At 36.1% G+C, this 17404-nt stretch carries 7 protein-coding genes; 4 read left to right on the top strand and 3 right to left on the bottom strand.

The window, feature by feature from the left end; all coding sequences use genetic code 11:
* Window positions 1–80 precede the first annotated feature (80 nt).
* Together M0051_RS18350 and M0051_RS18345 are read right to left on the bottom strand one after the other, a co-directional pair.
* The gene (locus tag M0051_RS18350) at window positions 81–506 is read right to left on the bottom strand and encodes a hypothetical protein (RefSeq protein ID WP_306743019.1); all 426 of its coding nucleotides are present in this window, start codon (window positions 504–506) and stop codon (window positions 81–83) included.
* Between the two features lie 61 nt (window positions 507–567).
* Window positions 568–1797: a dipeptidase gene (locus M0051_RS18345; protein ID WP_306743018.1), complete on the bottom strand. Its 1230-nt coding sequence runs from the start codon at window positions 1795–1797 to the stop codon at window positions 568–570.
* 180 nt (window positions 1798–1977) lie between these two features.
* On the opposite strand from M0051_RS18345, the gene M0051_RS18340 reads away from it, so the two are divergent.
* The 4 genes from M0051_RS18340 to rocD all read left to right on the top strand — a co-directional run bounded on the left by M0051_RS18340 (window position 1978) and on the right by rocD (window position 9531).
* Window positions 1978–4386 (top strand): carboxypeptidase-like regulatory domain-containing protein, encoded by a 2409-nt coding sequence (locus tag M0051_RS18340; protein WP_306743017.1) that lies wholly within the window; start codon window positions 1978–1980, stop codon window positions 4384–4386.
* A 62-nt stretch (window positions 4387–4448) separates the two neighbouring features.
* Window positions 4449–6488: a BatA domain-containing protein gene (locus M0051_RS18335; RefSeq protein ID WP_306743016.1), complete on the top strand. Its 2040-nt coding sequence runs from the start codon at window positions 4449–4451 to the stop codon at window positions 6486–6488.
* Between the two features lie 79 nt (window positions 6489–6567).
* A complete protein-coding gene (locus tag M0051_RS18330; RefSeq protein ID WP_306743015.1) occupies window positions 6568–8079 on the top strand; it encodes a PAS domain-containing hybrid sensor histidine kinase/response regulator in 1512 nt (503 codons plus the stop codon).
* Window positions 8080–8301: 222 nt separating this feature from the next.
* A complete protein-coding gene (rocD, locus tag M0051_RS18325) occupies window positions 8302–9531 on the top strand; it encodes an ornithine--oxo-acid transaminase (protein ID WP_306743014.1) in 1230 nt (409 codons plus the stop codon).
* 70 nt (window positions 9532–9601) lie between these two features.
* Here rocD and M0051_RS18320 read toward each other — a convergent pair.
* Window positions 9602–17404, bottom strand: a 7803-nt coding sequence (locus tag M0051_RS18320) for a hemoblobin-interacting domain-containing protein (RefSeq protein ID WP_306743013.1), incomplete at its 5' end; no start/stop codon positions are given.

The raw sequence follows: 17404 nt of genomic DNA, 5'->3' as shown, positions 1-17404 counted from the left end.
TCTTTGTAAGAGTAACACAATGTACTTTATCAAAGTAAAGTGCTATGTAAATAAAATTTATTATCAATAAATCCGTTAACTTACGGTACAATTTGGAAGCGTTCCTGTACAAAAACAAAGCAAGCATCGTCAATTACATTGCAAACCGCATTGTAAGCTTGTAATTTTACCTTCTCCTCTCCTTCCACTGAAGCAGGATTTGGCACATCAAATACTTTCACTTCTGGATTTCCCTTTAATTCAGGCAAGCTATTTGAAAGTTCTTTATCAAAACACAATACGTAATCGAAATTTTCCTCTTTTATTTCACTCAAAGCTTTCGATTTGTATTCAGGAATGTCCATAACAGCTTCGGCCATGGCTTTTTGTGCCAAAACACTAATGATTCCCTTCTCTAATCCAGCACTCCAAACTTTTAGATGTTTTTTACCATAGTAATTCAACCACTTTTCGGCCATTTGTGAACGGGCTTCGTTCTTCTCACTTATTACTAAAACTTTCTTCACAATTTTCTATTTTTTTTCAATTGGAGCAAAAATAAAATTAATCAGTCAATTTTTGAATCTTTTATGCTTTTACCTTCTCAGCCAAATCCTCAACTTGCTTAAAAACCCTCATAAAGTTCCCCCCCCAAATTTTATGAATATCCTCTCGAGAATAGCCACGATTCAGAAATTCAATGGTAATATTCATCATCTGGCTAACATCCGCACAATCTTTTAATCCGCCACCACCATCAAAGTCTGTTCCAATTCCTACGTGGTCAATTCCAATTACTTTTATAATGTGGTCAATATGATCTACCGCATCAGCAACCGTTGGTTTGTCCTTAGGATAATCTATTTGCAATTGCTTCCATTCTGCCCAAATTTTCTGCTCCTCTTCCTTGGTCATTTTCCCCATTTTACGATAGCGTTCACGCAATTCCATTTCTTTTTTATAACGTTCACTATTCTTATCTGGAGCTCTTACGTAATCATCCAATATGCACATTTGTATAACCCCTCCATTTTCGGCCAATGCTTTCAGCATTTCATCACTCAAGTTTCTTGGATTATCACAAATTGCTCTTGCACACGAATGTGAAGCTATAACCGGACTTGTAGACAATTTTATCACATCGTAAAATGAGCTATCAGAGATGTGCGAAACGTCTATTAAAATTCCCAATCTATTCATTTCCTTCACTACCTCTTCACCAAACTTACTCAATCCGTCGAATTCTGCACCGTGCCTATCTGTCGAGGAATCGCAAATATCATTGTTCGAAGTATGACATAGTGTAATGTAACGCACCCCTTTCTTGAAATATCTTTCTACTTCAGATATTTCCGTTCCAATTGGAAAACCATTCTCCAAGCCAATGTAAATTGCTCTTTTCCCTTCATTTTCCAAACGATATCCATCCGCTACATTAAGAGCAACTTCAGCCAATTCTGAATATCTATCACATACAGTGTAAATCGAATCAATCAATTCATCTGCTTTTTCTCTGGCAATCTGAATATTTTCTGCTGTTCTTTCTCTTTGCGATGTAAAAGCTGCGAAAAAGATTCCATCCAAACCACCTTTCTTCATTCTTGGAAAATCAACGCGGCTCCCACCTCGTTTATAGGCATGATATTCACTAATGTTAAAATCTTTATCTAACAAATGATATGGTGTATCAACATGAGTATCTATTGTGAAAGCATGATTGTGAATTTCAGCAGCTTTTTCTTCCTGAGTTTTACAAGAAGTAAAACAAAAAAGCAAAAACATACTTGCAATCAAAAGTTTGTTACTCTTATCAAACATGATTTTTAAAGTTTTAGGGGTTAGAAAATATAAAGATATGATACTTACTTAAAACTCTAAGTTATTGAACTGTTAATTAGATAATTTAATTTTTATGCAAAGTTTTCAATTTCTGTCTTTCCTTTGTATATTGGGAATTCTGATTCATATGGTATCTTAATCTTGTTAAACTAAAAATACATGCTTCAAACTCTTTATAGATCAGTTGTTTTCATTATTCTTCTGATCCCTTTTTGTTGTATTGCACAAAATAACAGTAAAATAACTGGTAAAGTAACCGATACCGAAAACAATCCGATTAAAGGCGCTCATATAAAAATAATTGAAACAAATATTGCAACCAGCACAAGTAGCAATGGGAGTTTTGACTTAGCAATTGATTTTGATAAAAACTTCACTTTAAAGGTAACGCATATCTCTTTTCAGGATTATGAATTGCCAATCCGACTTAAAAAATCAGAAAATAAAGTGTTAAATATCAAACTAAAATTAAAGGAGCAGAAAATATCTGAAGTTACTGTTGAATCAGATAAAATCATAAGAGATAAAAACATTTCAATTGATAAAAAACATCTTGAACAAATTCCTGTTAGCAGTAGTGGAGTTGTTGAACAAATTATAAAAACACTACCAGGAGTAAGTTCCAATAATGAACTGAGTTCCCAATATTCTGTTCGAGGTGGTAATTTCGATGAGAACCTTGTTTATATCAACGAAATAGAGATTTACAGACCCAACTTAATTCGTTCTGGTCAGCAAGAAGGATTAAGTATAATCAATCCTGATTTGGTTTCATCAGTTCAGTTCTCATCAGGTGGTTTTGATGTAAAATACGGTGACAAACTATCTTCCGTACTTGATATTAAGTACAAAACTCCAACCAAATTTGAAGCTTCAGCCGAATTGAGTTTAATGGGTGCATCTACACATTTTGCTAATGCATCAAAAAATGGGAAACTATCCTATATGGCTGGATTGAGATATAAAACCAATCGTTACTTGTTAAATTCTTTGGACACAAAAGGTGAATATGAACCCAATTATACCGATTTTCAGGCACTGGTTAACTACAAATTCAATTCGGCATTTAGCATGCACCTATGGACTAGCTTTAGTCAAAACAAGTACAATTTTGAACCTGAAAACAGAAGTACTTCATTTGGAACCATTAGTAATCCTTTGAATCTTGACATTTATTTTGACGGCAACGAAAAAGATGAATTCGACTCGAATATTCAGGCAGTTACTTTTAAGTATCATCCCAACTCAAATTCTTTTATCCGATTAATCGGAAGCAGATACGAAAGCATTGAAGAAGAGAAATATGATATTATGGGACAGTACTATCTGAGCGATTTATTTGTATCACAAGGAGGATCGCAATCTGAAAGTGTTGAAAACTTAGGTATCGGAACATTTATTGATCATGCCAGAAACAAACTCGATCAGGAGGTTTATAATTTGGATATAAAAGGAGATCATTCTTTTGGTGATTTATTCTTACAATGGGGAGTTGGTGTTAAAAACGAGGATATTAGCAATCAAATTAATGAATGGCAATACCAAGATTCTGCTGGTTACTCAGTTCCGGTATCCGACAGTGAAGTTTTACTGGCATACAATCGCAATGCTAACAATAAAATTAGTTCAAAGCATTACAAATCATTTGCGCAGGCAACTCAAATTCTGGAAACGAAAAAGGGAGAACTACAACTTACAGGAGGGCTTCGTTACCATTATTGGGATTACAATAGCAAAGGATATTTTTCACCTAGAGGTTCCATTCACTATATCCCAAATTGGAAAAATAAAGTAAAATTCAAACTATCAGCAGGTCTTTATCAGCAGATTCCATCTTATCGAGAAATGTTAATGATTAATGGAAACATTAGTCCAGATGTAAATACCCAAAAGGCAATCCACTACGTGTTAGGTCAAGAATATTACTTTAAAGCATGGAATCGTCCTTTTAAATTTTCAAGCGAACTGTACTATAAGGATCTTCTATCAGTTACTCCTTATGACATAGAAAATGTTCGCATTCGATATTATGGCAACCAGGAGGCAGAAGGGTACACAACTGGATTAGATTTGAGAATCAATGGTGAATTTGTTCCCGGAACAGAATCATGGGCTAGTTTATCAATCATGAAATCTGAGGAAAACATTAAAGGAGATGAAAAGTCTTTTATCCCGCGACCTACCGATCAAAGGTTTAATTTCTCTATGTTTTTCCAGGATTATTTGCCAAACCATCCTTCTTACAAAATGCATCTTGCTTTATTCTATGCTGGCAAACTTCCTGTTTGGACTCCCAAAAGAGGTAAAAATGGTGGAAGCTTTAGAATGCCAAACTATCGCAGAATTGATTTGGGCTTCTCGAAAGTCTTAGTAGACGAAAAATCTAAAAACAAAGGTTTACTGCGTCATTTTAAATCCATGTGGATTGGCTTGGAAGTGTTTAATGTTTTAGATATCAACAACACGGTTTCCTATCTTTGGATTAACGACATTTCGGGGAATCAATATGCAATTCCAAATTATCTTACAGGACGAAAATTGAATGTAAAGCTGAGTGCAAAATTCTAGAGAAATCCTTTAATCCAAGCTGGTTTTTAGCTATTTTGCCAGTACTTTTAAGCTAAGTAAATATGTCGATACATTTTTTGCATCCAAATTACCTTTGGTTTCTTTTTATATTACTGATTCCAATCATCATACATCTTTTTAATTTTAAGCGTTACAAAAAAATCTTTTTTAGTAACCTTCGCTTTCTACAAAATTTAAATACTGAGAACAAGAGAAAATCGAAACTTAAAAACTTACTTGTTCTATTACTAAGAATGCTGGCATTAGCATGTATTATCATTGCGTTTGCACAACCTTACATTCCCATTTCAGGAAAAAATTTATCCAATAAAAACAACGAGTTAATTAATATTTACCTTGACAATTCGTTTAGCATGAATGGTAAAACTGAAAAAGGAAATGCTCTGGAGGTTGCTAAAAATCACGCATTCGAACTGATTAAATCGTTACCTGATTATGCCAAAATCAGAATTTACAGCAACGATATACAGCACTACTCTACCAGTTTAAATAAAAATCAAGCCATTGCAAGAATACAGGAAATAGCCCCCTCTCCCAATCCGTTAAAATTATCAAAAACACTAGCTAATATTCGACTAGATTCACCTTTTGAAAAATCACAAGTTTATGTGCTATCTGATTTTCAAAAATCTCAAGCTGATTTAGAAAAACTGCAAAAAGACAGTATTTTAAATGTGGATTTTGTTCATTTCAGGTTGCAAGCAACAAACAACCTAGTTCTTGACTCGTGTTGGTTCGAAAGGCCTATACATTTTACTGGTCCTCAAAAGGAATTATCCGTTAAAATTTCAAATCATTCCAATAAAGATTTAAAAAAGATTCCAATACAATTGACAGTAAATGACAGTTTGAAAACGGTAGGAAGTATCGATATCAATAAAAATTCATCACAAATTACCCAATTACGCTATAGCGATAGTCAATCAGGCATAATACAAGCCAAACTAAGCATAGAGGATTATCCAATTACTTACGACAACAGTTTGTACTTTTCCTACAAAACCAATAACGTAAACCAGATTTTATCTATCAATCAGATATCCGAAAACCAATACATTAACACGCTTTTTGCTTCAGATAAAAATTTTAAGATTAAAAATATTAATAAAGCTCAATTGCACAATGAAACATTTAGTATATATCAGTTAATTGTATTAAATGAAATTGAAGATATTGAAAGTGGGTTTAAACAAAGCCTTCAAATGTATCTACAAAATGGTGGAAATGTGCTTTTTATACCCAATAAGAAAGTTGAAACAAGTGTGAACCTGTTCTTATCTGATGTTTTGGCTCCAAACTATTTGGAAATTGACTCCACTCAACAACGAATTTCAAGAATTGAAACGAAAGCAAATCTTTACCAGGATGTCTTTCAACATATGAAAGATAACGCACGTTTACCTGATATCTATAAATACTATAAATTATCATCACCAAATAATCCAACATTAGAATCTATCTGGCTAACTGCAGGTTCAGAACAATTATTCACAAAAATTCAATATGGAAAAGGTCAATTGTACCAATTCAGTATGAATTTAAAAAGAGAATGGACAAACCTGATAACACACCCGATTTTAGTACCTACTTTAATCAATTTGAGCAAGACAAGTACAAACTCAGGCAAAATATATCATCAAATTGGAAAAAATAATACAATTGAATTAATAAGCTCGTTTATTTCGAATAGTGACGAGCAATTCCATATTAAAAATGAACAAATTGGTATTGATATCATTCCTTTAAGAATAAACAGTTCAAACCATTCAACACAGCTTAGAGTTGTAGATCAATTAAGGGTTTCAGAAAATTATGTAGTTACACTAAACGACTCTATTCTTCAAACTTGTTCATTCAATTATCCCAGAAATGAATCAGAGATTTCGTATTACGAAAAACAAGAAATTGAAACTAAAATTAAGGCATTACACGAGAACTATTCTGTAATTTCTTCTGAAAAAATGAAACTATCTGAGCTTAATAACGAAAAAAGAGAAGGAAGACAGTATTGGAGAATATTTATTTTGTTGGCTTTAACATTCTTTGTGACTGAAGGAATACTTAAATCATTAAAAACATAAGCGCATGTATTATAATCCTCCATAAAATCTCTAATAAAATATTTTAGACTTCATAATCTTAACATATACCCTAACACAAATGGTTAAATTAAAAACTAAAATTGAAATTAGACAATTAAAAAAAATACACAGCATAGCTGGTATTGGTTATTGGGTATACAATTATTCAACTAAAGATTTTTGGTGGTCAGAAGTAACCCATGCAATTCTTGGCTATCAGACTGGAAATGTTACTCCTACCAGAGATATTCTAAAAAAACATATTCATCCCGAAGACCTTGTTTTTTTTGAAGAATCATTGAAACAGATGCAATTGCAGCCAATGGAAATAGAATTCCGATTCTATAAAAATGGTGAATTAAGGCTGGGTAAAATTACAGGAGAAGTCTACAAAGATGAAGACATTATTGAAGAAGTTCTTTTTCAAGATATTACCGACATTAAGATTAAAGAGTTTGAAATTGCAAAAGCCTGGAATAAAGCACTCGAAGCCGAGAACTTAAAAAATGCTTTCCTGGCCAACATGAGTCATGAATTACGAACTCCACTTAACTCAATCATTGGATTTTCCGAATTACTTGAATCTGGAAACATAAAAGAAGATATCCCTAGGTTTGCCAGCTCTATTAAAGATTCCGGGCTTCAACTTTTAAAGATTATTGAAGACCTTCTTAAAGTATCGATGCTGGAAAGTAGAACGGCGAAACCTGTGAAAAGAAATTTTAACCTTCATAATATGATGAAGGATGTGAAATCTCTTACAAACAGTCTTTTATCAAACAACAAGAAGGATCATTTACAATTAAATTTTCCAAATATTGAAGTGAATCAAGTCATCAAATCCGATCAAAATAAAATAATCGGTATCTTAAATAACTTACTACACAACGCTGTTAAATTTACCGAAAATGGAGGTATAACTTGCTCATATCGCTTCATTAATCAAACCATTGAATTTACAGTAAGTGATACTGGCAAAGGCATTCCATCCAAATCACAGTCAAATATTTTTCAACGTTTTAGACAAGCTGATGAAAATGGCATTAACAACTTTGGCGGCACTGGGCTAGGATTATACATATCAAGATTAGAAATTGAGCTTTTAGGTGGAAAAATTTGGATAGCATCAGAAGAAGAAATTGGAACCACGGTAAAATTTAGCATTCCTAACGTTATCGATCAAGAGTTAATTAGTGATACAGATTCCACTACCAATTTATACAATTGGGAAAATTATACCGTTGTAGTAGCAGAAGATCAATTTACCAATTACAAAATACTAGAAGCTTACCTACAACCAACCAATATTAATATCATTTGGGCTAAAACAGGCAAAGAAGCCATGACAGCAAGCCTCCAGAACCCGGAGGTAAACCTGGTTTTAATGGACATAAACATGCCACATACCAATGGACTGGAGGCAACAAAATTGATCAAGAAAAAACGTCCAGATCTAACAATCATTGCTCAAACAGCTTATGCACTAGAGGGTGACAGAGAAAAATCATTAAAGGCTGGTTGTTCTGAACATCTATCAAAACCATTTAACAAATCGGATTTACTGCTTTGTATGTCTAGATATTTACCTTAAATCAGCTGTTAACATCATATTTATAGAACATTAGCTATAATCATAAACACAACAAGAATTAACAATTGAATTTATGATAATAGTCATGATTAATATTTTTTTCGATTTTTTCTACACTTTTTCTTCCAAAAGCATTGGAAAATCAAAAAAATAGTTATAAAATTGGCGTACTGAATTTTCAGAATTTAATCCTATTTTAAAAATCTTATAAATGTTCTAGTTATGACAAATACAGCAACAATGACTGCTCAGGACTATATGGATAAGGAATCTAAGTTTGGAGCACACAACTATCATCCACTTCCAGTAGTTTTAGAGCGCGGAGAAGGCGTTTATGTTTGGGATACTGACGGAAAGCAATATTTCGATTTCTTATCAGCTTATTCTGCTGTTAATCAAGGACACTGTCACCCAAAAATTATTAATGCATTAGTAGAGCAAGCACAAAAACTAACCCTAACCTCACGTGCTTTCTACAGCAACAACCTAGGAAAATACGAAGAATTTGTTACCAACTACTTTGGATACGATAAAGTATTGCCAATGAATACAGGTGCTGAAGCTGATGAAACAGCACTTAAATTGGTTCGCCGTTGGGGTTACGATGTGAAAGGCATTCCAGAAAATGAAGCAAAAATTATTGTTTGTGATGGTAACTTCCACGGTCGTACAATTACTATCATTTCTATGTCTACCGATCCGGATTCATACAAAGGATTTGGACCTTACACTCCTGGTTTTGTTGTAATTCCTTACAACGACACGGAAGCTTTAGAGAAAGAATTGAAAGACCCTAATGTATGTGCATTTTTGGTTGAACCAATTCAAGGTGAAGCAGGCGTTTACGTTCCGGAAGATGGTTTCTTGAAGAAAGCTTACGATTTGTGTAAAGCAAATAACGTATTGTTCGTTGCAGACGAGGTACAAACTGGTATTGCAAGAACTGGTAAATTATTAGCTGTTGATCACGAAGGTGTTCGTCCGGATGTATTGATTCTAGGTAAAGCAATTTCTGGTGGTGTTATGCCAGTATCTGCTGTTTTAGCTGACGACGATGTAATGCTTTGCATTAAGCCAGGTGAGCATGGTTCTACTTTTGGTGGTAACCCTCTTGCTTGTGAAGTTGCAATGGCTGCTCTTAATGTGATTAAAGATGAAAATCTTGCTGAAAATGCAGAAGCAATGGGTAAGATCTTCCGTGAAGAATTGAAAGCCGTTAAATCGGATATGATTGAATTGGTTCGTGGAAAAGGTCTTCTAAATGCAGTTGTTATTAAGCCTAAAGGTGGTAAAACTGCCTGGGATGTTTGTATGCGTTTACGCGACAACGGGTTATTGGCTAAGCCAACTCACGGACACATCATCCGTTTTGCTCCTCCATTGACCATTAACGAAACTCAATTGCGTGAAGCGATTGAAATCATTAAGAAAACAATGGCTGAGTTCGAATAAACAGAACTCCATAAAATACAATTAAGGGTGACTCCAAATCGGAATCACCCTTTTTTATTTTTAAACTGATCTATTTTGTAATAATAAGTTTTGTCCTTATCACTTTTTCAGGATACTGAATAACAAGAAAATATATACCTCCAGGAAGATTCTGTAAATCGAACTCCAATCGGTCAGCATTAAAGCTGCGTTTAATTTCCTTACTTAAAACTATACTTCCCGATGAATTGAATATCCTCAACAAACCATCATCATTCGTAGCCGAAAGCTCAACAAAGAACTGCCCCCTGTTAGGATTAGGATATACTACAATTCCCTTATCAGCAATCAAATCATCAATTCCTGTAGTAATAAATACTTGCTGTGATTTTTGACTATTTCCACAAGCTTCGTTTGATGCTGTTAATGTGACTACATAGCCAGATCCACTTGCATTATCCAATACAAAGGAATGCGAAGGTTCAAATTCACTACTTATGATTCCATCTCCGAAATCCCATAAAACAGAAGTTGCATGTTCGCTCAAATTGGTAAAGTGAACCTCATTACGATCTGTTTCGAAAGTAAAATCAGCAACAGGAGGCTCCATTGGACTTACCGAAACTGAATTTGAATATTGATCAGCAAATCCTTCTTTAGAAACCTTAGCACGATATATCTTATTTTCTACCACCTCCTCAGTTACTAACAATTCTGCATTTTCTCCATCCAGATCTTCATAAACATCGTTTAGCTCATCGTAAACCTGCCATTGAATACTACCATCAAACTCTGTTAATATAATATTGGATTTAGATCCGTAACATACCAATTCTGGATTAGCGCTTGCCTCTCCTGCCCTATTGGTTTTGGGTTCAGGTATTGTGAACGTACTTGATATTTTTGAAATAATACCAGGACCTTCAAATTCCAGCCTTGCACCTTGCACTTCCATATCACTACCTGCCGTTATGTCGGTAAATTTTACAAGACCATCAACAGCCATTTGAGTTAATGTACCTCCCAAAGTCCACTCTTGAGAATCAGCTTTTCGCACCGTAATCATTGTTTCACTATCGGTATCACAAATATTTCTATACTGATCCTGTAAATTTAATTGAGGTTGTCTGATTAATGTTTCGCCATTATTTGCAGGCGCTGAAGGTTCTTTCTCGATAACCAGATATTTTGATTTGCCATGGTGAATTGGCTGCTCAAATCGAGTTGTATCGTACAAGCCTGAATAAACATACATAGAATCAACTCCATATTTCTGAAGAACAGAAGTTACCTCCGGATCAAAAGTAATTTGACCGGGAACAGATTTGTCATATTTTCCTTCTAAACTTCGAATACCATAGCGAATGTCAAATATCTTTTCGCGCCAAGTTGTATTTTCCGTAAATGTAACCGTAAACATTTCATCAACATTAGCATTGGCAGCAGGTGTTATTATTGGTGCCGGTGGCCTTACAATATCAAAGCTATCCGAAACTACATTTGGAAGTCCATTAGAAGTGAATAATAACCTTGCGCCAATTACTTCATCTTCGCTAGTAGCACTTAAATTCGTATACTCAACTACTCCTTCCAATGCGGTGATAGTTTTTATTCCTCCCAAGTTCCACAATGCAGAATTATCATTATCCGGATCGGCATATTTATCTACCAAAACCTCTGTACCATTATCGGTTGTACAGTTGTTTTCATACTTATCTCGTAATTGTATTTTTGGTTGCTGCACCAAAGTATCTCCATTGTTTTCAGGTCCAATTGGCTGATCTACCAATAACATCTCAGTTGTTACTCCATGTCCGATTTTTTGTTCGACTTTTGCATCGGCATAACCATTTGCAATTACAACAATGGTATCTGTTCTGGCAATGAACAAGGTTGAGTCTCTTTCAGGATAGAATGTTATCGAACCAGCTTCAATCAGATAAGAGGTATCTACCAAAACTTGTCCTGCAAAACTAATGGAGGAAATGGAATCTCTCCAGCTTGCATTGTCACTTGCCTGAATTACAAATTCATTATCAACTGTTGCGTTTTCTGCGGCAATTAGTTCTATGATTGGTACCGGAATTGTAAACAAATCAGATACAATTGAGTCTCCTGCAAAAGAAAATTGCAGATAAGCTGAATCAATAGCAATTTCGCTTCTTGCAATCAAATCTGTAAATAGAACTTTCCCTTCCGAAGATTGAACTTCCAGGGTTCCAATTAATTCCCAAGTCTTGTTGTCATACTTTTCAACGCTTACCTGTGTAGAATTATCTGTAGTACAATCATTCAAATATTGATCTGCTAATTTCAGTTCTGGTTGTTGTGCAAACAGTTCTCCGTTCACATCCGGACCAACAGGTTGAGTCAATACCAAAACACTATCGGCAACACCATGCTGAATATCTTGCTGAACCGTATCATGAGCAAATCCACGAGACTGAACAATGATTTCGAATGATCCATTCTTTTGAAGGAATTTAGAAGCAGAAGGAATCAATTCCAATTCGCCTGGCTGAGTAAAATTATAACTCTCCGCTACCAGCACACTATCATTAACTGTTACTACGCTAATTCTATTTCTCCAAACAGAATCCTCCGTAAAGGTAATTTTAAATGGATTATCAACACTTGCATCAACTGCAGCTGTTAATACAGGTGGATTTGCAACATCCGGAATATCAAATGGATCAGCTGTAACAGCATCAAGTCCTTCTGAACTAAACTGAATAATAGCACCTTCAATTGGCCCTGTTGAATAAGCCGATAAATCATCATAAGTTACAACTCCATTTTCGGAGTTTTTTTCCAAAGTACCTGCCAAATCCCACTCTCCTTCGTCACTTCTCGAAGCTTGTATCATTCTATCACTATCAGAATCACATAAATTCGAATACTGATCGTAGAACTCTAAAACCGGTTGTTGCTCCAACAAATCTCCATTTGAAGGAGGTGCTAATGGCTGTTGTGTAATCTGCATACTTGTTGCTACACCATGCCCAACAGTTTGTTCTACTGTAGCATCACTAAAACCAAGAGCTTTAACTACAATTTCGAAAGTGCCTGCCTTTTGAAGTAATTCCTCTTCGGAAACACGAAATACAATATTATCAGTATTTATGGTATAAGCAGAAGCAGGCAATGTATCACCTTGATACGTAATCATTGTAATTTCAGTTCTCCAATCATCATCGAAATCAAAAAAATCAATTGTAAAATCAGCATCAACCGTTGCATCAAACTGAGCAGTTAAATTTGGAGGATTCTTTAATACTGGAATATCAAAGGGATCTGAATCTACCGAAGTAATTCCATCTCCTGAGAATGTTAAATATGCACTAGTAACAGCATTAGCACTAGATGCCGTTAATGCACGATAATTGATAACCCCATTACTTACTGCTTGCAACGTATCTCCTCCTAATGTCCAATCATTTTCACCGCCTCTTCTTGCCACTACTTCATAAGTATTTTCTGTATCACAACTATTGTTGTACTGATCCAGCAATGAAATTTTAGGTTGTAAATCAAGTTCTCCACCATTCACCAAAGGAGCAGTTGGCTGTGTTTCGATAATTAATGAATCAGGTACTCCATGTTTAATTTCCTGATCAACCGAAGCATCCTGATATCCTCGTGAATACACAAGCACTTGTTTGGTAGCCGCCTCTTGCAAAGCTGCATCTTGCGAAGGGTCGAATACAATTTTACCAGCCTGACTCTTATCATAGGATGTTTCAGGCAACATGCTACCTCCATATGAAATGGAATCAATCTTGCCTTGCCATTCTGCATTATCAGCAAAAGTAACATCAAAGAGGGAATCTACCGTAGCGGTAGTAGAAGCAATTAAAGATGGTGCAATCAGAGGAGCTGGAATCAAGAATGAATCAGATTCCGCGTTTGTTAGTCCTGTGCCGGAAAATGTAATTGTTGCATCGCTAACCATATCAGTACTCCCGGCAGTAAGATCGGTATAAGATGCAACACCGTTTGTTACCATTAGGGAAACAGATCCTTCAAGAGTCCAACTTCCTCCACTTGCATTTGCTTCTACTGTTGTAGAATTATCATTTGTACAATCATTTTGATATTGATCCTGCAGTTTTACTACAGGCTGAGTTTGTAATAAATCACCATTATTCTCAGGACCAAAAGGCTGAGTAGTGATTAGGATATCTGTTGCTACACCATGTCCTATCTCTTGCTGGACTGAATCCAACAAATAGGAGGTTGATGTAATGTAAATATATTCATTTGCTACCTGTTGAAGATTAGCGGATTCTGCTGGCTTGAATTTAATCTTACCTGCTACACTTGCATCGTAGGCAGTAGCTGGAAGAACATTTGTACCATACCTAACTTCCGTAATATTTGTTCGCCAGTCAGCATTATCTGTAAAAGTAATTTCAAAATCATTATCAACCGTTGCATTCGTAGCAGCGGTTAATACGGGACCTGCATTTAAATCAGGGATATCAAATGTATTTGAATTAACAGTTGTTAAATCTGTTGCAGAAAAGCTAATAAAAGCACCTGTTACTGGTCCCGGACTTGAGGCTGTTAAATCAGTATAACTAACCGAACCACTGGCCACGGTTTTGCTAACTGTTCCTCCAAGTGTCCAATCATTGGTATCTCCTTTTGACGCGGTAACTTCTATAGAGTTTTCACTGGTACAGTCATTTCCATATTGATCTCGCAAGGTAATTCCTGGTTGCGTAGCCAATTCATCACCATTCTCTGCTGGTGCAGCTGGTTGAAGGGCAATAATCATCTCCGCAGCAGCACCATGTTTTATCTCCTGTGAAACACTAGCTGTTGCATATCCTTGTGCAAAAACCTCTATATCCTTGGTTCCTGCAAGCTGCAAATCTGTATCCTGTGATGGATCGAATATAATTTTCTCTCCTTGTGTTTTGTCATAAGCTGATTCTGAAATCAGATTTCCTCCGTAATGAATTGAATCTATAGACAATTGCCAGGTAGGATTTGCCACAAATGTTATTTCAAACGTAGCATCAACAGTAGCATTTGAAGAAGCCAACAAACTAGGTGAAGCATCTAAAGCAGGAATAGTGAAAGCATCTGAAATTACATCACTCAAAGAGAGTGATGAAAATGTGATAGTTGCATCGGTCACTTCATTATCGCTGCTTGCAGTTAAATCTGTAAATGAAATTTCACCTGCTGTTGCAGTTAATTCCAGTGTTCCTCCAATAGTCCATACTCCACCTGAAGATGCAGCAGTAAGATTTGTTGTGTTATCAGATGTAACAACATTCGCATATTGATCGTGAATTTGAACAACAGGCTGAGTAGCCAAAGCCGCACCATTAGATCCAGGCCCAACTGGCTGAGTTGAAATAAACAATGCACTGGCCAAACCATGACCAATTTCCTGTTCAACCGTAGCATTGGCATAACCACTTGCTATAACTGTAATTGTTTTGGTTCCCGCAGCTTGTAATATTGAGGTTTGCGAAGGTGTAAATGTTATTCTTCCTGCCGCACTAGTATCATAAGAAGCATTCGGTAATGTTTCATCACCATATTGAATTGAACTAATACTTCCTCTCCAACTTCCATCTTCAGCAAAGCTGATGAAAAAATCATTATCAACCGTTGCATTGCCTGCAGCAGAAAGAGCAGGCGTTGCATTTACAGGAATGTCAAAAGTATCGGAATTAACCGAAGCAAAACTTCCAGAAGAAAAAGTAAGGTAAGCTCCTGTTACCGCTTCATCACTTGTAGCAGTTAAATCGGTGTATGTAAATTCTCCGGAAACCAATGTTTGATTTGGAGAACCTCCCAAAGACCAATCTCCACCATCACCTTTTGCAACAGATATTGCAGTGGCATTGTCTCCCGTACAATTGTTTCCATATTGATCTTTGCTTCCAACTTTTGGTTGAGTAGCCAATAATCCACCATTTTGAGTTGGTGCACTTGGCTGTATTGCGATATAAATGGAAGCTGGAGCACCGTGTCCTATCTCCTGCGACAATGTTTTATCGTTAAAACCATCAGAAGAAAAAACAAAGTCTGCTGTTCCAGCAGTTTGAAGAGCCGTAGATTTCGATGGATCAAAAGTTATCTGATCTCCTACACTGGTATCATAAGCTTCTGAATCAACCGTATTTCCACCATAAGTTATTGCTGAAATCTTAGATTGCCATGAATTAGAATCCGTAAAGGTAATGATAAAACCATTATCAACCGTTGCATTGCTTGCTGCAGTTAAATCAGGAGGTGAATTCAGTCCTAAATCAAATGTAGTTGAATTAATTCCTGTTACTCCAGTAGCGCTAAACGCAATAAAAGCACCATTTACAACATCAGTACTTGAAGCTGTTAAATCTGAAAAAGTTATCACACCTGAAGATGCAGCTACACTTAAAGTTCCTTGCAAATCCCATGCAACAGGATCGTTTTCTGCTGCAGTAACAGCTAAAGAGTTGTTTGAGGTGCAAACATTACTGTACTGATCTTGTACCTCAACTATCGGTTGAGTTTGGAATGCATCTCCATTATTGGCTGGAGCCACCGGTTCTGTTGTCACAATTAATTTGGTCTCCGCTCCATGTCCTATGGTTTGCAATACTGTTGCAGGACTATACCCATCAACCGAAATTACGATATCCCCTGTTTTTGCAGTTTGTAAAACAGAGTCATCCGCAGGATCAAAAGTAATTTTATTGGTTGTTGAATTCACAGTATATGCAGCAGTAGATACTGTATTTCCATCAAAAGTTATGGCAGAAATATTAGATTCCCAATCCACATTATCAACATATGAAATTTCAAATGCAGCATCAACTGTAGCTCCGGAAGCCGCTGTTAAATCTGGTGGCGTATTTAATCCCAGGTTAAAGTTTGCCGAAGTAATACCGGTTAAGCCTGCTGAACTAAAACTAATATTTGCATCAGTTATTTCCTCATTACTACTTGCTGTCAAACCAGCAAAAGTAAGCGTACCCGAATTCGCACTTTGGCCCAATGTTCCTCCCAACGTCCAGTTTCCTGCATCACCTTTTGCTGCAGTAATGGTTCTCGCACCATCGGTACTACACAAATTATCGTATTGGTCAAGCACTTCAACTACAGGCTGAGGATTCAACTCTCCACCATTAGATGTTGGAGATCCTGGTTGAGTAGAAACCGAAAGCTTGTTTGCAGCGCCATGATTAATGGTTTGAGATAAGCTGGCATCATTAAAGCCATCTGAAACAAATACAAAATCAGCAGTTCCTGCTGTTTGTAAAGCAACTGACAAAGACGGAGTAAAAGTTATTTGTCCTGACGTAGAGGTATTATATGCTCCAGCATCAACACCATTTCCATTATAAGTAATACTTGATATTTTTGATTGCCAACCGTCAACATCCGTAAATGTAATGGTAAAATCTCCGTCAACATCTGCATTACTGGCAGCCGTTAAATCAGAAGGTGATGAATTCAGTCCTAAGTTAAATGTATCTGAATCTGCACCAGTTAAACCAGAACTACTAAAGCTTAAGTAAGCATCAGTAATTGCCTCGTTACTACTTGCTGTTAAGTTGGTGAATGATAGTGATCCTGAACTAACGCTGGATGATAGATCCCCTCCAAGGGTCCAGTTTCCTGCATCACCTTTCGCAACTGATACATTTGTGGCATTATCTGTTGTACAATCGTTATTGTATTGATCTTGCAATTTAACTGTTGGTTGTGTTGCCAACTGTCCCCCATTTACAGATGGAGCCGCAGGTTGAGTCACCACAATAATTTGTGTGGCTGATCCATGACCAATGGTTTGTGAAACAGTTGCATCAGCATAAGTATCTGATTTTACAACCAAATTGGCAGTTCCCGCTGTTTGAAGAGCTGAATTTCCTCCACCTGGCTTTAG

The sequence above is a fragment of the Marinifilum sp. D714 genome (assembly GCF_030851345.1).
Lineage (GTDB): Bacteria > Bacteroidota > Bacteroidia > Bacteroidales > Marinifilaceae > Marinifilum.
This window is presented reverse-complemented; position numbering and strand designations above follow the sequence as displayed.